Below are 18,690 nucleotides of genomic sequence, written 5' to 3' on the forward strand. Positions count from 1 at the left end.
CGTTGCGGCGGTGCCGAAAACGACGGCGCCGGAGGGCATGGCGGGGCGTGGGGATGTGCGGCACGCATCGATTCGGAGGCATTGGAGACAGTCTCATACCGGAGAGGGTTGGGCGCGCATGCCGGCAGGGTGAACGTCAGCAGTACCGCTGTCACGGCCTTACGCCTCGACAGTCGTGGTCTCAGCAGCATGGTTCATCGGACGGTGGTCGGCGCTTCGCGAGGCTACACATCCTCACCTGCTTGGGACTGGGGTAACAGCGGAACGATGCGGGCCGCGGCGCCGATGGGGGCGTCGAACACCAATCCACGAGGTCTGTCTCCCACCGGTTCGGTGCCGGATGAACCGATCACACCGGCTCCTTGTGCGGACGGCCACAATTCGTGATGACCAGCCGGTCCGTCTTCTGGGGCACACTCGAGGTACTCGTGCCGGTGGGCATAGTCCCTGGTTCCGGTCTTGGTTCGCCGGCGCGATCTCGGTGGCAGCACAGCGGTGGTCGCCGACTGCTCCTCGCCTCTGGACACCGCAGCCGCCGCCACGCTGGTGGTTGGTGGCTCCAGCCAGCCGCCGGAATCGGGGGTGGCGGCCGCGGCGTAAAGCGATAGGGCGCCGGAGGCCGGCGATGCGGCGCCCGGCGCCGGTGCGTCGGTGTGGAGGGCGGTCGGTTGCGGGGAAGATGGGCTGCTCGTTGGGCCGGTGAAAGTGGGCGGAGTGATCGGCGGCGTCAGCCGTTGAAAAGCCGGCGCACTCGGGACGGGTGGAGCCAGCGCTGCCACCGGCGCCGTACCCACCCCGGTCGGGATGGCTCCGAGTGTCCCCAGTCCCGTGAGGCCCGCGGCAGCTAACACGGCCGGAGCCACCAACGGGGCGAGATAGGGCAAGGCCACAATGAGTAACTGGCTGGCATGCACCAGGGCCATCGACACATAGACGAGGACGAGGAAGAAACTCCCGATGCTCGGATGTAGGAGCAAGTCCGGGATCAGTTGAAACAGCAGTGTCTTCAATGTGCCGATGAGACCATCCAGGATCTGCTGAGGAGTGAAGCTTGCTGGATCCAGTAGCCACTTGATGAAGAATTCGTACTGCTGCAGCAGGGTCTGTAGCAGCCACTTAATCTGGTTCCACAGCCCCTGCGGCGGCGTCGGTGGCCCCATTCCACCGCCCATGCCGGAGGCGCTCGACTGAGCGTGGGCAAGAATCCCTGGTGGCGGCGGGATTACTGGTACCGATGTCAGCGCCGCAGCGGACGTCATTTCATAGACAGACATCGCTTGCGCAGCCTGAATCCACATCCGAACGTAATCGGCTTCGTTGAGGGCAATCGGAATGGTGTTGATGCCAAAGAAGTTGGTGGCTACCAGTGTCGCGTGTGCGGCGTGATTGGCGACTAATTCTGGTAGCGTCGGCATCTCCGCGAACGCGGCGACGTATGCGGCCGCCACCGTCTCGTGTGCGGCGGCCGTCACGGCGCTCTTGGCGGCGGCTCCTTCCAGCCAGGCGAGATAAGGCACGTGCGCCAACACGTACAAGGCGCTGCTCGGCCCCTGCCATGAACTGGTTTGGATTTCGGTGAGCACGCAGCTCAACTCGATGGCGGCTTGGCTGTAGTGGCCACTGAGGTTCTGCCACTGCGCCGCAACCGCAAGCAACGGTCCCGGCCCCGGGCCGTTGGTCAGCAGACTCGAATGCACCTCGGGAGGAAACGCCAGCCAGATGGGCGATGTCACAGTGCTTCCTCCCCGGGTGATGTCTGCATAGCCAGCTTACAGTGAGAATATATGATTAGCATCATCGCATATTATATTCTATAATGCACCACTGGTGCTCAGGTCAGTAGTCAGCATGACAGCCCCAGAAGTTCCCTAGCTTCGCATCTAAGTTGGCGAGAGATGGTTATTTCAACGGGTTGTCGAAACTTCGATCCTTGATACTGTGGGCAACCATGCGTACCGATACACACTCGTGGGACATTGCCACCGGAGTCGGTGCAACCGCGCTTTTCGTCGCGGCAGCGCGAGCGCTGGAGGCCCGCAAACTTTCTCCGCTCGCTGTTGACCAGTACGCCGAATCCTTCTGCCGTGCCGCAGGGGGCGAACTGGCGCAACTCCTCGACGGCGCCGCCCCGGATCACAAGCTGTGCACCCGTGACTTCGGCCTGCACTTTGTGAACTACCAAGGTGCTCGGACCAGCTACTTTGACAACTTTTGCGCTACTGCGATCGCGGCCGGAGTGCGTCAGGTCGTGATCTTGGCGGCCGGATTGGATTCTCGCGCCTTCCGATTGCCGTGGAATCCCGACACCGTGCTGTTTGAACTGGACCGCCCTGCGGTCCACTCTTTCAAACGACAAGTGCTGGCAGGGCTGGGCGCCGCCACACGGATCGGTCGACGTGAGGTCGAGGCAGACCTGCGCGACGAATGGTGGGAACTCCTCCAGAACAATGGTTTTGATCCGAATCGCCCCACGACGTGGCTCGTTGAGGGATTGTTGATGTATCTAGGCGGCGATGCGCAACGGCAACTGTTTGAGGGAATCGCCGCGCTGTCTTCACCGGGTAGCTGTGTCGCCATCGAACAAATGGCGGCACAGTCGAACGTGGTCATGACCAAGTTGTTTACCGACGCCAGCAGGCGCCGTGATTCGGGCGCGTTGAAGTTCCTGTCGTTGATGTGCAACCAGTGGCGCGACGAAGCTGCCACCTGGTTTCGATGCCATGGCTGGCAGGTCGACCGTATCGAGCTGTTGGACCTCTTGAAAAACAACAACCGGCCGGCCCCACAAATCGGCCAACACGCATGGTTCACCTTCAGTGCGATCAGCTTCGTCACCGCCAGTCGGTCCACGGCATTCGCGCCCTACAGCGAGCGATTTCTGGCCTAGCGCAAATTCATCGATTCGCACGGCTAAGTGGGAACCCTACAAGCTGCCACGGCTAACACGCCGCCCGCCGTGGACAAGCTGGATTGAGTACCCATGAACCCGGATGGCCGGGCTGAAGGAAATTTCATGGCTGACCAAGGCAAATCCGGCCAGGCGCGCGAGCGACTGCTAGACTTTAATAAAGGGCAAGCTGAAAGAATTTGTCGGTGCCGTGAGCGGCAACGACTCGCTGACCGCCGAGGGGCAACTCGAGCAGGCGCAGAAACGCCGGAAGGCCAACGGGATCGACGCGGTGGCCGAGCAGCAGGCCGAACGGGCACGGGCGCACGAAGCCGAGGCGAAAATCGAAGGGGCTTAACAACGTGCAGCGGCCAATGCCCAGGCAGCCGCGGCCGGGCGGCCCAGCAGCGCGCCGCCGACCAGCTCAGCACAGCGCATCGGTGCAGCAGGCGCAGGCCAATGCGGACGCCGAACGCCAGATACGGCAGGCCAAAGCCGAGGAACGGGCGCAAATGCACGCCGCCGCAGTCGAAGCCACCGAAGCCGCGGCGGAGCATCACAGCGAGGTGCAGGTGGCCGCCAACGAGAAGCTGGCGGCCGAACGACTGCGCCGGAATCCGAATCCGACAGCTGAGCACCGAGGACGGCTCGGCTAAACCCAGGAGTACGCAATGAAATTGATCGACGTCCCGTTCGCAGTTGTGCGCTTCCAATATCACCCTGCCCGGTTCCCGTTGCAGTTGATCGAGGAGCGAGTGGTCGCACGGATCGGTACCGAAGCTCCGGCCCGGCTGATGTACGAACGATCCCTCGGTGCGCTGGACGCGGCCATCGGCATGGCGCTCAGGTACGCAGATCTCGCCGAGCGTGGCGCCTCGCTCGCCCGGCGTTCCGAAACCCTCGGCAAGGCCGCTGCGCTCGATGCGCGGGTGACCCGCTGGATCGACAAGGCCGACGTGAAGCTAAAAGCGCGTCACGACACCACGATTGACGACCGGCAGGATGCCCGGGCGGCTGCCGAGCAGGAGATCAAATCAAGGAGGCTCGCGAAACCGCGCAGGACAAGTGGGCGGCCGTGCCCAAGTAAAGAACTGGACTGGATGCGGCGGCTGAGCGGCGAGGATCGACCGGCCGGTGTCGTTCGCGCTGATCCAGGTCGACACCGACCCGCACTTGTGGCGCGAGATGCTGGACCTGTTTGCGGACGCGCACGCCGCCGGCAGCTGGTTGTACCCGCAAGTCGCCGCGCGTCCATTCGGCATGATGATCGGGTTCCAGAGTCACCACGGCTTCAGCCACCGCCCCACCTATCGCCGGCTGAAGTCCGAGTGCGGCGCGAGGAGCTTGCCGCAGCGCCTGGCCGATCCGGCGGTCAATTCCGCAATCCTGGCCGAGGACGACCCGCCCGCCGACCCGCTCCTGTTGTTCGACGGGCTGTTAGCGCTGGCGCAACATTCGCTGGGGCGGCTGTTCGCCCTCGGTGATCCGCCCGACTACGAACCCACGCCCGACCGCAACGTCGCGGCCATCGCCCGGACGCGCGGCGAGGATCCGCTGTCGACGCTGTACTACCTGATGCTCGAGCGGAACGCGACCGCGATGCTGATGCTGCCGCTGTTCAAAAGCGCCGACGGCAACCACGACACGATCCGCGAGATGCTGTTGCATCCCGCCGGGGTGCTGGGTCATTCCGATGGCGGTGCCCACTGCTGAATGATCTGCGCCGCATCCTATCTCAACTTCCTTCTCACCCACTGGGCGTGCGACCGGCACCGCGGCGACAAGTTGGCGCTGGAATATGTGATCCGCAAACAGGACCGGGACACAGCTTATCTGTTCGGGCTGACCGACCAGGGCAACATCGAGCCCGGCAAGAAGGCTGACCTCAACGTCATCGATCTCGATGCGCTGACGCTGCACCCCGCTGGGCGATGGACTTCGACCTGCCCGCGGGCGGTAACCGGATCCTGCAAGGCTCAAGCGGTTACGTGGCGACCATAGTCAGCGGCGTGGTGACCCGGCGCAACGATGTCGACACCGGGGCCCGGCCCGGCCGGCTTGGTGCGCGGGGCGCGCTGAGGACCGGTCCGGTGAAAGCGGCCCCCGGCAAGTCGGCACGAACCCGCTCGCATGCCCAGGAGGACGCGATCGGCACGCCGCCCGACGGTCCGACCCTGGGTCCCGGCCGAGCGGTACTACTAGCCCGCGTTCGCGCAACTCAAAACCGAACAAATGTGGCCGAAGGTGTGGCAGGTGGCCTGCACAGTCGACCATGTCGCGGAGCAGGGGAACTGCTTCGAGTACCGCTGCGGCCCGTACGCGGTGCTGATCGTCCGCGACCCGGCGGCACCGAGCGCCGGGCTGCGCGCGTTTCAGAATGTCTACCACCACCGCGGTAACTCGCTGTGCGTGAATTCGGGTTCGGGGTTGCGCGAACTCAAGTGCGGCTATCACGGCTGGACCTGGGACCTGGCCGGCATGCTCAAGCGAGTGCCCAACCGCAGAGGTTTCGGCGCGTTGCGGCTGTCCGAGTTCCCGCTGTTGCCGGTTCGGGTCGACACCTGGGCGGGGCTGGTCTTCGTCAACCTGGACGCCGACGCGATGCCGTTGCTGCACCCGGAGTTGCTACGCTGTGTCGACGACATCCATGCGCCGCAACAGATCTGGGACCATACGGGCAAGTCCGACCAACCGTACGGTGTGCAGAGCCCACGCTTCGAAGGCGCGCTGTCCGACGAAGAGGTTTGGGAAGCCGGACGCGCCGCGTAGCAAGCCGACTGACGTCCGGATGCCGGCCGACCAGTCCGAGCCCGGCGTGGTGCTGACCCAGGACATCCGCGTCCTCGCCGGCGTGCAGCGCAGCATGCACCAACCCGGGTTCACCCACATCGTGCTCTCGGGTGAGGAGCGTCAAGTGATCAACATGCACCGCAATCTGGAGCGGTATTTCGACCTGCCGGAGGCGGATCGGATGCGTGGCGGCATACCGGAACCCAGCGAATTCACCCGGTTGATTTAATCGGTGGGCGGGCCGCGGAAAGTCACGATCGGGTCTAGACTTCTGGCTTGTGACGACCGCGTCGAATCCCTGTGGTAACGGACGAGGACAGCTGCCGCATCGGTTGCATATGCGATATCAGATTGTCGGCGGGCGACGGGCGAGGCGCATGTGTCGGTCTTTTGCAAACGTCGGGGTGGACACCGGTCCAGTGCGGCTGCAGCAGATGCTCGCGGGTATGCCGGTGAGCGACGAGGAAGTCACCGACGTCAACTTCGCCCTCATCGCGACCCGGATGAAGCGCGACGAGCGCAACGCGAAGCTGCAGCAACTAAAGCGTCAGGGCACCCGCTCGCTAATGTTCGCCGGGATGGTCCTACTCGTGTTGAACTTCCTGTTCTGCCTCGCCTACGTGATGCTCAACCTGACCGACCAGGCGCCGCTGTAGAGGGGTCGCCGGCCTTCATGGCTGATTCGAGGTTCGTCGGCGTTGTATCTCAAATCTGTCGCGGCGCCAGCTGTTTCGAACGAACCGAGTCAAGCGGGGACCCCGGCCGTCCCCTGCCAGCTTGGGTAGCAGCCGCGACCCGCCCAGCGGGCTCGCGTGCAGAGATGCCGACCCGCCGTGTAATTTGGGCTTGCTGGGCCACCAGCGCCAGTCCCAATCCCGAACCCGATCGTGATGCCGTCGAACCACGCGAAAAGCGGGCGAACACCGCGGTGCGTTCGTCTTCGGGAACGCCGGTGCTGTTGTCGTCGATGGCGATTTCCACGCTCTCGCCGAACTACTCACGGTGAGTTGGATCTTGGACGCGTTGCCGTGTTTGACGGCGTTGGTGATCGCGTTGTCGATCACTAGCCGCAGTCCCGTGGGCAGACCTACCATCAGCACGGTCGGCGACGGCACCAGCGGTACCTCCACGTCCGGGTAGACCCGAAGCGCGTCATGCGCGTAACGGTCCAACAACTCGGTGATGTCGAATGGGACGAAGTCATCGACGGTCGTCAGCCCCCTGCGCCAGGCGTTCCAGCGCCGTCAAGGTCGCTTCGATGCGACTCTGGGTCCGGATGACGTCACCGATGACCTCCTCGCGCTGCTCGGCGGCGAGCTCGAGCGTGGACAGCACCTCCAAATCGGTGCGCATCGCCGTCGGCGGGGTGCGCAGTTCGTGGGAGGCGACGGCGGCGAAATCGCGGGCCGATTCCAGCGCCGCCCTGGTGCGCTGTTGCTCATTGCCGATGCGGGCCAGCATCTGCTCGACGCCTCCCGCACCCCGCTGACTTGGACCTCGTCCGGACTGGATTGGGCGTTGATGGCGCGGGCTTGCCTGGCGAGCAGCACGAAGGGATTCACCATGATCAACGAGATTACCCAACCGACTAGGAACGTGCCGCCGATGACACCCGCGCAGATCAACAGCACCCGCAAGTGCAGTTCGTTGATCCGGTGCTGGGCTTCGGCCAAGGGTGCGGCGAGTGCGATCGAGGCCGCACCCGCCTCGAAGGTGCGGACGCGGTACTGCACGCTGTTGATCGTCGTGTTCGCATACCCGTTGGCGAGTTTGGGCAGGACGATGTCGCTGGGTAGCGACACGGTCACGGGGCCGACGCGCGCCATGTAGACCAGGTTGCCGTCCGGCGTCTGGCGATCGGGGTTGGTTTGGTGTGCGCTGTTGAGCAGCGTGTTGATGTCGCCGAGGCTGCTCACGGAGTCCAGGCGGCGATTGAGCTGGCTGTATTGTTTGGTGACCCCGACCCAGACCCACACATCGAGCGTGACGACCAGAGCGATCACGCTCAATTACGCGACGATGACAATCGTGCGCAACGACAGCACACGTATCGGCAGCCGGATCTTTATCAATGCGCGGATGTGGGGCTCCCTTGCTGATTGGCGGCGATCACGACCCGTTATCATGCACCCGATGAGCCGGCCGGCTCGGGTCGACGACGGGTCGTTGCGGCATCGACTCTCGATTGGATGAGAGGTTGGTCACCATCTCCGGGGTGTAGCGGGCGTAATGCCGCTTGAGGATCTGGAACACCGTCCGCGGATGCTGCAGGGTCTCGTCGCGCAGCACCCGGGCGTGCGCCAGCGCGGGCCCGCCCATGCCGTGCTGGTCGCCCGCCGCGCGCCGACGCTGACGCGCCGTGCTCGTACCCGTCGTCCGGACCGGCGATGCTGCTTTGGCGCCGTCACCGTCGGCGGTGGCGTACGCCCACGTCGACAGGTCGTACTGCCCGGTCGCGGGATCGAAGCCGGAGAACAAGCCGCCGAGGTTTACGGTGTCCCTGAAGTCCTCGTTGATCAGCGTGGCCGCGTTAGTGAAGGCGACCACGTACTCCTTGAACCATAGGTCGTTGCGCAGGACGAGGTTGAGCAGTACCACGTCCGAGCCCGCCTGGAACGGGATGTGCTTGTCCGATACCGCCGACGTGCGGATGAAGCGCGGGTCGACGTAAATCAGCTTTGCGCCACGCGTTTTGGCTTCCTCCACCCACTGGAATCCCACCGGATGGCACTCGGCCATGTTGGAACCCTGGATGATGATGCAATCGGCGTTGGCCATGTCTTGCAGTGGTTGGGTGGCGCCGCCGCGCCTGAACAAGGCTCCCAGGCAGGGAACCGTGGAACTGTGTCGATAAGGGCTTGGTTCTCGATCTGAATCGCGCCGGCCGCGGTGAAGAGTTTCTTGATCAGATAGTTCTCTTTGTTGTCCAGCGTCGCCCCGCCCAGCGCGGCGATCCCCATGGTGCGCCGCAGCAGGTTGCCCTTCTTGTCGATGTCCTGCCAGGTGTGGCGGCGGGACTCGACGAACCGGTCGGCCACCATGTCGATCGCGGTGTTGAGGTCCAGCCGCTGCCATTCGGTCGCCCGCGGTGCCCGGTTGAGCACCTCCAGCTGCCGTACCGGCGAGTTGACCAACTGCCCACTCGCCGACCCCTTGGGGCAGGGTCGACCACGCGAGATCGGCGAATCGGGGTCCGCCCCCGATCTGTGCGACCTTCTCGTCCTTGACGAACACCTTCTGGCCGCAGCCCACCGCGCAGTAGGGGCAGACGCTCTGCACGACCCGGTCCGTCGTCGTGGTGCGCGGCGTGAGCGCGCGGGTGTGCCTGGAAGTGACCTCCGGGCCTCTGCCGAACACGTCGCCCGACCGGAGCTGACGCAGCACGGGCCATTCCAAACGATCTTCGGCTAGGGCAGTTTTCCAGGCATGACCAGCAGCCTAACGGTCGGGCCTAAGTGATTGACGCCACGTAGATGTCCTCGATATTAGACCCGAGTTTCTCGTCGAATTCGGCGTCACCCTGCTGCGCGGTCAGCCCCTCCGTCAGAGCACGAGAGAAGCTGGCGATCAGGCCGTGATTGCTGCGCAGCACCCGGCAGCTCTCGGCCAGGCTGTAGCCGCCGGACAGGGCGACCACCCGCATCACCCGCGGATGCGCGATCAGTGGCGCGTACAGATCGTCCTCGTCGGGAAGGGTCAGCTTGAGTATGACCTGCCGATCGGCCGGGAGGCCGTCGAGCCTGGTGCGCAGCGCCGAGACCAGCAGGGCGTCCGCCGTCAGTTTGTCGGGGCTGTCGATACTGACCTCGGGTTCGATGATCGGCATCAGTCCGCTGGCGGCGATCTTGTCGGCGTACTCGAATTGCTGGTCGACGATGACGTCGATGCCTTTCTCGTTCGGTTCCTGAATGAACGAGCGCATTTTGGTGCCGAAGACGCCCTTGCTGACCGCACGTTCCAGCAGCGAGTCGAGCTTCGTCATTGGCTTCATCAGCTGAACGCCGTTGTCGGCCTCGCTCAACCCCTGGTCGACCTTCACGAACGGCACGATGTGCTTCTGCTTCCACAGTAACGCGGCGGAATCCTCACCGTTGATGGTGCGGTCCATGGTCTGCTCGAACAGGATCGTCGCGATCACTTTGTCGCCGGAAAAACTCGGGCTGGTGATCAACCGGGTACGCATCTGGTGGATGAGGTCGAACATCTGCTTGTCGCCGTCGTAGGCGTCATCCGCAATCCCGTACAGCTTGAGAGCTTTCGGCGTGCTCCCGCCGCTTTGATCCAGAGCGGCGATAAAGCCCTGCCCCGACGCCATCGCATTGCGCTGCTCTTCGTTCATTGCCTTCCCTCCGTCGTCGCTCGGTCCGGGCGCGGGCCCGTTCACCCACACCCCAGCATTGCGCACCGCCGCCCCTTCCGGCTACCGCCCCGGTGCGGCCGCGCGGGACCGCACGGGTTTGCCACTCTAGTGGTGAGTGAGTACTCTCTACACCGTGGCCGATTCGGGACGCGCCCGGCTACTGGCCGAGGCGCTGAAACTTTTCGCCGCGAAGGGCTATGTGGCCACGTCGGTCGCCGACATCCAGCGGGTGTCGGCTTGGCCCCGGGGTCGGGCGCGTTGTACAAGCACTTTAGTCTCCAAGCGTGAACTGCTCGAGGCCGCGGTGACACACCGGATCGACAACATCGTCGCCGCGTGCGAACAGTACGGCGCCGGGTAGCGTCGAACAGGCGGTGCGCACTGCGGGTCAACTGATCTAGAGCAATCTAAAACCATAGCGAGGATTTGCTCATGGTCATGCTGCGCGAACCCGAAGCGCTCGACGAGAAAACCTGGCAGGTGATCACCGACAACGCCTACCAGCGGTTCGCCGACGAACTGACCGCGGCCAATCGCGCCGGACGCACCAGCATCCCCGATCCCGAGGCCACCGCGGCCGTGGCGATCGCCTCCCTGTCCTACGCGGCGACGCTGCGGGCGCTGTCGGGCCGGCTGCCGGGCAACGTTGACGAGGACCGCTACTTCGGAGGCGTGGGTCGACCAGACGGTCAGCATCCTCGCGTAGCACATCAATCCCCGAAAACACTGACCGCAACCGTCTTTACAAAACCGACCGTGACTTTAACTCCCTGCAATTGAGCGACGACGTGATCGCGGTGCGCGACTGGGTATACCGGTTCGCCGCCGACACGATCCGCCCCGCCGCGGCCGAATGGGACGAACGCGAAGAGACCCCGTGGCCGGTGATCCAGGAGGCCGCGAAGGTCGGCCTCTACTCCCTCACTTCTTCGCGCTGCAGGCCGCCGAGCCCACCGGGCTGGGTTTTCTCACCGCGTTCGAGGAGATGTTCCGGAGCGACGCCGGCATCGCGCTGTCCATCATGGGCACCGGACTGGCCGCGGCGGCCTTGGCAGGCAACGGAACTCCCGAACAGCTGGGCCGTTGGCTGCCCGAAATGTTCGGGACGGCCGGCGACCCCAAGCTCGGCGCGTTCTGTTCGTCGGAACCCGACGCGGGCTCGGACGTCGGGGCCATCCGCACCCGGGCCCGCTATGACGAGGCCACCGGCGAGTGGGTGCTCAACGGCACCAAGACCTGGGCGACCAATGGCGGTATCGCCAACGTGCACATCGTGGTCGCGTCGGTCTAGAACTCGGCGCTCGCGGGCAAGTGTCGTTCGTCATCCCGCCCGACACCAAGGGCCTGATGAGCCAGGGCTAGAAATTCAAGAAGCACGGGATCCGTGGGCGGGGATGCCCGCGGCCGCGGTGGACAACCCCGTCTGCACGACCTCGACCTGCGCGTTCTGTCGCCGTCCCGTAACATCAGCTGCGAAATCAACTATCAGCGTGAGCCAGCCGTAGCCGACGAAGCCTATTGCCAGACGAACGACCCGCCGCAGTCCGTGCGGTTGTCGGCCACCGGTGTGGTCACCAACTGCACGGGTGTTTCGTGTCTGGGCAACGCCTGCGAAAACACGCCGACCCTGGGCTGCGACCAAACCGCCGGCATCGGCCCGTTCAGCTGCACACCGAAGCCCGACGGTGTCGCTTGCACGGTCACCTCAGACTACAGGCACGATCGCCGCTTCGGGTGTCAAGACACTCGGATAGGGCTGCGCGCCAACCGGATACATCGCGTGCCGCAAATGCGACGCGTTGGTGCCCGCCGCAATTTCGGTTCCTGTCCGTTCTGACGACGTAAACCATCCAGACCCGCATCGTCCTGCGCGACCGCTCCGTATTCCTTCATGCAGGTGTACGCGTCAGAAAGGCCCGCATGCCGCGCGTCGTGTCGACCAAAGTCGGACTATGATTCGGCTTACCTCCGCTGGTGTTGGGCTGACCTGGGTGGAGTACGTCATCTATCTGTCGCGCCTGGCCGCGTAGGCCGGGATCAAACCCGGCGTCGTCGGTTGGCTGTTGGTCTTCGATCAACTCGCGGTGTGCGACTGCGCGGCCGACGTGGCGACCGACCGGGTGCCGCGGGTGATCGGGCGGGTGGGCAGGATCGCCGCGGTGCTGACGGCGATCTCAACGCTGGCGTTTCTGCTAATTCCCTTCGTATCCCGTTCCAGCGCACCGCTGTTCGTCGGCCTGATCGAGGTGGGCGATCACGTCCTCGGCCCTGCGCGCGCCTCCGCTGAGCAGTTCCTGGGTGGTCTGCAGAAAAGCCTTGGCCCGCTCGTATCGTTGGCCTTCGGCCAGGAAGCCACCGCGCTGAAAGTTCTCGCCGGTAAAGGCATCCCACGAGGTGATGACGTTCCACGCGGCACGTCCGCCGGAGGGATGTTCCAGGGACGCGAATTGCCGGGCCACCTAGTAGGGCTCGTTGAACGTCGAGTTGATGGTGCCGGTCAGCCCCCAGCCGGTCGGTCACCGCAGCGAACGCGGCGAGGATGGTGAACGTGTCGGGACGGCCCACGTCGAAGTCGTAGATCTGGCCGTTCTGCTCACGCAGCCGCAACCCCTCGGCCAGGAACAAGAAATCGAACTTGCCGCGGTCCGGGCGAACTGCGCGAACGAGCTGAACTCGATGTGACTTCCGGCTGCCGGGTCGCTCCACATCGTCGTGTTGTTGACGCCGGGGAAATGCGCCGCGAGGTGGATTTGCTTGATAAGCTTGGTCATTCGTAAATCCTCGACTGTATCACGTGGTCGCGTATCGGTTGGCGTGTCTTGCCAACCCGAGCAACCCACGCAATGTGTTGTCGCCGTATGTGTCCCGGAACAGCCCGCTCCGACGCAACTGCGGCACCACCGCATCGGTGATCTGGAGCAGGTCATGTGGCAGCGCGGCCGGGCGTAGCCGGATCCGGAAAAGTCCGCCCGCGTGCCAGTCCACCAAAAATCACGCCAGTTCCGCCGGCTTCCTGACGAAAACCTCGGCTTCGCAGTGGTATTCTGTGCTGGCACGGGTGTCGAGTCGGTTACGACGAGCTTGCGCGGCTGCGGCAGAGTCGTCGAGGAATACCAGCAGATCCGCGAAGACGAGGACCGGGTCCGCTCGTCGCCCGCAGTGCACTGTGTTGATCTCGGCGGCGATGTCGGCCGCCTGCGCGGCGGTGTGCGGCGTGACGAAGCCGACGTCGGCGATGAGTCGATACGACGAGGAAGCCGTGGCTCAGGGCGGCGACGATCGGCTGGCCTTGGGGTGGGCGGGGCGTGATCGAGGGACCTTTGACCGAGAACCACCGGCCGGCGAAGTCGATGTAGTGCAGCTTGTTCCGGTCGATGAACCGTCCGGTCGTGACGTCCCGGATTTCGGCATCGTCCCCCAGCTGTCCCAGAGTCTGCGTACGACTTCGACGTAATCGGCGGCCTCGGCCAGCAATTCGCCGATGTGCTGCTGTGCAGCGGGGTCGTCGGCCGCGCCGGCCAACAGGTGAGGCAGCGGGCGGCGCCCGAAACGAGCTGCCACGTCGGGGCGTCCCGAGACCAGGATCCGCCCCCCCCCCCGTGCAGACGTAGTCAAGGGTGGCGATCGCCTTGGACACGTGGAACGACTCGATATGGGTCACAATCGCCGTCGGCACCAGCCTGGTTCCTTTGCGGGGAGACCGTGGACCCGGTCGGTGCGATCATCCGGGTCGAAGGGATCGTCGGACTGCAACGCCAGCGCGTCCTCGATCGTCACGAAGTCCAGCGCCGCCTGTTCGGCCTCCACGACCAGATCGGCCCCGTAGCCCGCGCTGAACAGCTCCCGCGGGCGTGCGTCCTCGCGCCAGGCCGCCGGATGCCAGCCGGCACCGTTCAGGGCCACGGCAAGGTGAATCAAGAGTCGACGAATCGGGCATCAGCAGAACCGCTTTCGTATTTGACGCGACCGGATACCCGTCAGGGAGTCGCCCGTTTGTCCTAGCTAGCCGACGTGCACGCGGGACGTGCCGGCAGCCTACGATACTGCGCGATCCGCATGGTGCCGCCCGCTTTGTGCTTGTCGCTGTTTTTAATTAGTTATAGCCATAACGACCGGATCGTGCCGCCCCGCGTAAGCGCCGCACCCACCCGCTACGCAGCGGTGGTGTTGAAATCATGCGGAACACAAATCGCGGCCGGCAACCCGCCGAACGTGTTCCCGCTACGCCGAAGCGCGGCGCAGATCGTCCCCAGCCAGCAGGGGAAGCACACCCTCGGCAAACCAGTACGCCTCTTCCAGATGCTGGTAGCCGGACAGGATGAATTCGTCGAAGCCCAGCGCGTGGTATTCGCGGATCGGGTCGGCGACTTCGCGATGACTGCCGACCAGCGCGGTCCTGTCCCCACCCCGGACCAGCCCGATTCCGGCCCGCAGATTCGGGTAGATCTCCAACCTGTCCAGGCGGCAGCCCGTGCAGCGCGGTCATTCATCGCTGCCCTTCGGATTCGGATTTGGCGTGCAGCGCGGTCGCTTTGGCGATCTGCTCCGCGGTGAGATCGGCGAGCAGCTGGTCTGCGACGGCCCAGGCAGCGTCCGAGGTGTCGCGACTGATGGTGTGCAACCGAATCCCGAACCGGATCTTGCGGCCGTGCGCGGCGGCCTCGGCCCTGACCTTGTCGATCTTGGCCGCGGCGGCCTGCGGCGGTTCGCCCCAGGTCAGGTAGACGTCCGCGAACCGTCCCGCGACCGGCAGGGCGGCGGCAGACGAGCTGCCAAAGTAGATACACGGCAGGGGAGCCGGCGGGGCCCGACACCCGAGCGTCCTCGACGGTGTAGTAGGTGCCGCTGAAGTTGACCGTTCCAGGGTACACACGGAGGTGACGATCTGAAGGAAGTCGGCGGTGTGCGCGTACGTTCTTCATGACCGAGGTAGTCGCCGAAGCGGCGTTGTTCGGCGTCGTTGCTGCCGCTGACGACGTTGAACAGCACCCTGCCCTCGGAGAACTGTGCGGTGAGGTGGTGGCCTCGTTGCGGGCGTCGGAAGTCACAATTTACGGGCGGTACGGATCCGGCGTCGCCAGCTCGGCGCGCACCGTTGAAGTTCAGACGCGGCGGACCGCGTTTCGCCCGGGCGTCGGTTCCGGTGGTCCAGTGCGCTTGCTGTCGCCCACCGAAGCCTGGGACAACCTGCCGCTCATCTATGACGCCCGTCGTCCGTTCCTGCCGGGCACCATCGCCCGCTCAGCTGTCTGGCGGGAGGGCGTACGGCTGCGCACTGAATCATCTTCAGGCGCCTGGTATGTCGCGGTGCATGGCGAGCCCGGCGCCAAATCGGGAACGGAGAGGTGGTTCGTCAGCGACCAGCAGACTATCGTCGTCGAGGACTTTCGCCCCCACCACCGACGCGTATCTCGGTCTGTTGCGGTTCCTGTTCGTCCTGGATTTCATTGACCGGGTGAAGTTTTGGATGCTACCCGTCGACGACCCGCTGCCGTCGTTGCTGGTCGATCGGCGCGCGGCCAGGGTGACCGCGATGCTCGATGAGATCTGGCTGCGGGTAATCGACGTCGAGCGGGCGCTGACGACGCGCACGTACGCCGGCGACGGCGAGGTCACGATCGCCGTCGATGACCCGTTGCTGCCGAAGAATTCGGCAACTTTCGCGATCACCGGCGACGGGGCCGTGTCGACCGGGCGGCAGCCCGACCTGCAGGTCGGCACCGAGGGCCTGGGCGCCGTTCTGCTCGGTGGCACCACCTGGCGCGGTCTCGCCCTGGCCGGGCTGGCCCGGCCAGGGGATCGGCACGCGCTGGCCGTCGCCGATCGACTCTTCGCGGTGCCCGACGTACCCCACGCCGGAACGTTTTTCTGACGGCGGTTACCCGGCCGGACTGGATCTTTCAGCGGGCAGCGGCGGACCGCTGCATGACCAGATGCACCCCGGACGCAACCAGATCGGGCTGATGAAGCTGGATGAAATGGTCGCTGCCGGTCGCGATCAGATGCGGTGTCTGCGGGCGCAGCCCGATCAACGCCGCCGCGCCGCCCCGCCACGCATCCTCCAACTGCGCACTTTGCTCGGCCGAGGCGGTGCCGGGAACGGCGAACGGCTCCGTGCGGGTCAAAACCACGGTGGGAACGGGCGGGAACGGGGGTGCCGCGGCGACCTGGGCGACGCTCTTGTCGATGTCGATCACTTCGAACGAGGGCGCAGTGGCGAACTGCGGCAACGGTTCATCCAATTGCTGGCGATAAATCGGCCAGGCCGGTCCCAGTAGACCGGGTATCTCGGCGGCAAAGGCATCCACGAACACCACGCCCCGCACCTGCTCGGGGTAGGTCTGCGCATACAGCCGGACGAACAGCCCGCCCAGCGAATGCCCGGCTAGGATGTAGGGTCCGGGAATGTGCGCGGCGGCCAGCAATGCGTGCAGGTCTTGCACCACGTCCTGCGCGGTGCGCGGCATCGGGACCGGGGAACTGCGGTCGGTGATGCTGGGCGGGTCGGGGTAGCGAAGCGTGCCCGGCCGGTCGTAGGCGCAGACCCGATGTTCGTCGGCGAGCGCGGGCAGCACGGCCGGCCCCACCGCGGGTGCGGCGGCGTCGGACTGACTCCAGGGATCCGATGAATTGTGATAACCCGAGTCCAAAATGACTGTCGGCGTGCCCCTTCCATGACATTCGAGGTACAAGTGGCGGCCGTTGCCGATCTCGATTGGCCCGGCGAAATCGCTGCCACCGGATGCCGATCCGCCGCCGTGGTTGACCGCACCGCATCCGACCAGCGCCGCCAGCAGCGCGACACACGCGCCGGTTCTCCAGAGCTTCCCAACTGCCCGCATCGCGCTATTGTGCGGCCAACTGCGGCGGACGGCGGCATAGTAGCGATAATCGACGGCGGCACCCAACCAGCCGTCCGCCAGAGCACCGATGCGCCGATATGCCGCCGGCGCGGAACCCCCAACCAAATATCCAGTGGCGGGTGATGGTTTCGGGGTGATCGCGACCCCGCTGACGGTGAATAGCGGCCCTGGTAACTGGCGGAATCCTCGAACAGCGCCGCACGGAGCACCTGCAGCAATTCGTCGAACACCGCCGCGCGCTCGCCGTCGGAGACCGTGAAGATCTCTCGCTCGGCGGGGATCGCCGACCGCAACCCCGAAGACCGGAAGGACCCGCTTGGGCGCGATGGCCGCTAGCGACGCCCGCTGTTTGGCCACCAGTACGGGATGGCGGCCGGGCAACACCGCCACCGAGGTGCCCGCCTTCAAGCGGGTTGGTCCGGGCGAGTGAGTAGGCCATGCCGCCCACGGGGTCCACCGTCGGGGCGTAAACCAGTTCGGAGAACCACAGCGAGTCGACCCCCGCGGCCTTCCAAATGATCGACGATGGCCGACAGCTGGCCGGGGGCGCTGTCCGCCCCCCCCCCCAGGGTTACCCCGAAGCGAATCTTCACCGGCGTCTCCGTCCGTGTGTGGTCCACATAACCTACGCCAACACGCCGCGGGCCTCGCTTGTGCCGAGTGTCGCTCGTTACTTTGCCGCGAACTCTTCGGCCAGCTCCACCGCTTCCTGCTGGATGCGGTCGAATTGCGCGGCCATCGCCTCAGACAACACCGTCGCCACCGACAGCGGGCGCGCCATCACCATGAAGTCATCGATCAGGCCGTCGTCGTCGACATGCAGAAATCGCAGCCGTTGACCTTCTTGCCCGCCACGACGGCCTCGAACAGCAGAGCGTGGTCGCGGCCCGTCGGCGCCGGTGATCTCCCGAACGTAGAGGAAATCCTCGAAGATCCGCATCACTCCACGCAGGATCGCCGCGGTGATCGGCTTGCCGACATACGGCTTGAACGCCACCGGGCTAGTGAACACGACATCGTCGGCCAGCAGCGCCTGCATGGCCGCCTCATCGCGGTCCTCGACCGCCTTTTAGAACGGGTGCATCAAATCCATGGTGCCGGATCGGCGAGGTAATGCACGAACACCGGTCGCAGCCATTCGACGAGGCGCGCGTCGTCCATGTCGACCAGGGGCGGGATGCCCAGGATGTAGCGAGCCGTCGCCAGACCCCAGAATCTGCGATCCGACCAGCGCGGACCGCTCGGCAGCACGATTCGCGACCACGACGCCCGGCGTCGGCGCCACCTGATCGACAAACACCGCGAGCAACGAGTCGGAGGCGGTCCGGTTGGTGGCCGCCGCACGCAACATCGGCAGCGGTCCGTGCAGTCCCCCGACATCAAAGAACAGGGGCAACACCAGGTCGGCGACGCGGTCTGGACCGGCGCCGAACGGCTCAGCTGCGAGACGCGCTGACCCCGTTGACCCCGAGCAGATCCGCCAGGTTGGGAAGCGGTGTAACGCCCCGGGTCGCGACCGTCTCGCACCGTCGCGCGCGCCGCGCCATGGGCGGTGTTCAGCGGGGCCGCCACGCCGTGTTGATAGGCGATGCGCACGATCTCGCAGTTGAGGAAGTCGGTCTCGACGTATCGAACTGATTCACCGAACCGGTCGCTCGCGAAGGAAGTCTCGGTGTGCCGTAGTGAAATACGTTTTCCGCGACGGAGATCAGCACAGCGCGAGCCACAATGAAGGCGGCCAGCATCCAAGGTGCGGGCCATAGGGCTACGCCCACGGCCGCGTCCAGGAG

Annotated in this window: 10 protein-coding genes and 11 pseudogenes; 9 read left to right on the top strand and 12 right to left on the bottom strand. The window is 65.1% G+C overall.

What is annotated here, in order from left to right; translation table 11 throughout:
* Window positions 1-224: 224 nt before the first annotated feature.
* Window positions 225-1,733, bottom strand: a complete 1,509-nt coding sequence (locus tag FQ389_RS06750) for a PPE family protein (protein ID WP_186296295.1) — start codon at window positions 1,731-1,733, stop codon at window positions 225-227.
* Window positions 1,734-1,948: 215 nt separating this feature from the next.
* Between FQ389_RS06750 and FQ389_RS06755 the strand changes: the two genes are divergently transcribed.
* The 6 genes and pseudogenes from FQ389_RS06755 to FQ389_RS06775 all read left to right on the top strand — a co-directional run bounded on the left by FQ389_RS06755 (window position 1,949) and on the right by FQ389_RS06775 (window position 6,333).
* A complete protein-coding gene (locus FQ389_RS06755) occupies window positions 1,949-2,887 on the top strand; it encodes an SAM-dependent methyltransferase (RefSeq protein WP_144206445.1) in 939 nt (312 codons plus the stop codon).
* Between the two features lie 211 nt (window positions 2,888-3,098).
* The gene (locus FQ389_RS19320; protein WP_260860557.1) at window positions 3,099-3,245 is read left to right on the top strand and encodes a hypothetical protein; all 147 of its coding nucleotides are present in this window, start codon (window positions 3,099-3,101) and stop codon (window positions 3,243-3,245) included.
* A gap of 82 nt (window positions 3,246-3,327) precedes the next feature.
* A complete protein-coding gene (locus FQ389_RS19325; protein WP_260860558.1) occupies window positions 3,328-3,543 on the top strand; it encodes a hypothetical protein in 216 nt (71 codons plus the stop codon).
* Between the two features lie 423 nt (window positions 3,544-3,966).
* Window positions 3,967-4,962 (top strand): annotated as a pseudogene (locus FQ389_RS06765) (amidohydrolase family protein); the annotation flags it as partial.
* Window positions 4,963-4,977: 15 nt separating this feature from the next.
* Window positions 4,978-5,906, top strand: a pseudogene (locus tag FQ389_RS06770) (aromatic ring-hydroxylating oxygenase subunit alpha).
* A 148-nt stretch (window positions 5,907-6,054) separates the two neighbouring features.
* Window positions 6,055-6,333, top strand: a complete 279-nt coding sequence (locus FQ389_RS06775; protein WP_186296296.1) for a hypothetical protein — start codon at window positions 6,055-6,057, stop codon at window positions 6,331-6,333.
* A 96-nt stretch (window positions 6,334-6,429) separates the two neighbouring features.
* Here FQ389_RS06775 and FQ389_RS06780 read toward each other — a convergent pair.
* The 3 genes and pseudogenes from FQ389_RS06780 to FQ389_RS06795 form a co-directional block, all read right to left on the bottom strand.
* A pseudogene (locus FQ389_RS06780) lies at window positions 6,430-7,686 on the bottom strand (sensor histidine kinase); the annotation flags it as partial.
* Between the two features lie 184 nt (window positions 7,687-7,870).
* Window positions 7,871-9,073: pseudogene (locus FQ389_RS19330) on the bottom strand (molybdopterin-dependent oxidoreductase); the annotation flags it as partial.
* 55 nt (window positions 9,074-9,128) lie between these two features.
* Window positions 9,129-10,016 carry a fructose bisphosphate aldolase gene (locus FQ389_RS06795; protein WP_144206448.1) on the bottom strand — a complete coding sequence of 296 codons (888 nt, stop codon included), beginning with the start codon at window positions 10,014-10,016 and terminating at the stop codon, window positions 9,129-9,131.
* 154 nt (window positions 10,017-10,170) lie between these two features.
* Between FQ389_RS06795 and FQ389_RS06800 the strand changes: the two are divergent.
* Together FQ389_RS06800 and FQ389_RS06805 are read left to right on the top strand one after the other, a co-directional pair.
* Window positions 10,171-10,743: pseudogene (locus FQ389_RS06800) on the top strand (TetR/AcrR family transcriptional regulator).
* Window positions 10,744-10,750: 7 nt separating this feature from the next.
* Window positions 10,751-11,396: pseudogene (locus FQ389_RS06805) on the top strand (acyl-CoA dehydrogenase family protein); the annotation flags it as partial.
* A gap of 890 nt (window positions 11,397-12,286) precedes the next feature.
* Here FQ389_RS06805 and FQ389_RS06810 read toward each other — a convergent pair.
* The 4 genes and pseudogenes from FQ389_RS06810 to FQ389_RS17785 form a co-directional block, all read right to left on the bottom strand.
* Window positions 12,287-12,808: pseudogene (locus tag FQ389_RS06810) on the bottom strand (LLM class flavin-dependent oxidoreductase); the annotation flags it as partial.
* A gap of 19 nt (window positions 12,809-12,827) precedes the next feature.
* Window positions 12,828-13,940: pseudogene (locus FQ389_RS06815) on the bottom strand (LLM class flavin-dependent oxidoreductase).
* Window positions 13,941-14,258: 318 nt separating this feature from the next.
* Complete coding sequence (locus FQ389_RS17780) at window positions 14,259-14,489, bottom strand: hypothetical protein (RefSeq protein WP_186296298.1); 231 nt, start codon at window positions 14,487-14,489, stop codon at window positions 14,259-14,261.
* A 34-nt stretch (window positions 14,490-14,523) separates the two neighbouring features.
* On the bottom strand, window positions 14,524-14,910 hold the full coding sequence (locus FQ389_RS17785; RefSeq protein WP_186296299.1) for an LLM class flavin-dependent oxidoreductase: 387 nt from the start codon (window positions 14,908-14,910) through the stop codon (window positions 14,524-14,526).
* 137 nt (window positions 14,911-15,047) lie between these two features.
* On the opposite strand from FQ389_RS17785, the pseudogene FQ389_RS22215 reads away from it, so the two are divergent.
* Window positions 15,048-15,909, top strand: a pseudogene (locus FQ389_RS22215) (sterol carrier protein domain-containing protein); the annotation flags it as partial.
* Window positions 15,910-15,937: 28 nt separating this feature from the next.
* On the opposite strand, the gene FQ389_RS06830 reads toward FQ389_RS22215, so the two are convergent.
* From FQ389_RS06830 to FQ389_RS17790, 4 genes and pseudogenes are all read right to left on the bottom strand, one after another.
* Window positions 15,938-16,879, bottom strand: a complete 942-nt coding sequence (locus FQ389_RS06830; RefSeq protein ID WP_144206449.1) for an alpha/beta fold hydrolase — start codon at window positions 16,877-16,879, stop codon at window positions 15,938-15,940.
* Between the two features lie 75 nt (window positions 16,880-16,954).
* Window positions 16,955-17,290, bottom strand: a pseudogene (locus FQ389_RS22220) (TIGR03854 family LLM class F420-dependent oxidoreductase); the annotation flags it as partial.
* A gap of 280 nt (window positions 17,291-17,570) precedes the next feature.
* Window positions 17,571-17,939, bottom strand: a pseudogene (locus FQ389_RS06840) (nuclear transport factor 2 family protein).
* A gap of 44 nt (window positions 17,940-17,983) precedes the next feature.
* Window positions 17,984-18,151, bottom strand: coding sequence for a TetR/AcrR family transcriptional regulator (locus FQ389_RS17790; RefSeq protein ID WP_186296301.1), 168 nt, complete (start codon window positions 18,149-18,151; stop codon window positions 17,984-17,986).
* Window positions 18,152-18,690 lie beyond the last annotated feature (539 nt).

Origin of the sequence: Mycobacterium tilburgii (assembly GCF_902168065.1) — a bacterium.
Taxonomy (GTDB): Bacteria; Actinomycetota; Actinomycetes; order Mycobacteriales; family Mycobacteriaceae; genus Mycobacterium; species Mycobacterium tilburgii.

Bases quoted from the DNA above. Each gene is read 5' to 3' on its own strand.
- FQ389_RS06755 (WP_144206445.1), top strand. From the start codon at position 1,949: ATGCGTACCGATACACACTCGTGGGACATTGCCACCGGAGTCGGTGCA.
- FQ389_RS06775 (WP_186296296.1), top strand. From the start codon at position 6,055: ATGTGTCGGTCTTTTGCAAACGTCGGGGTGGACACCGGTCCAGTGCGG.
- FQ389_RS06795 (WP_144206448.1), bottom strand. From the start codon at position 10,016: ATGAACGAAGAGCAGCGCAATGCGATGGCGTCGGGGCAGGGCTTTATC.
- FQ389_RS06830 (WP_144206449.1), bottom strand. From the start codon at position 16,879: ATGCGGGCAGTTGGGAAGCTCTGGAGAACCGGCGCGTGTGTCGCGCTG.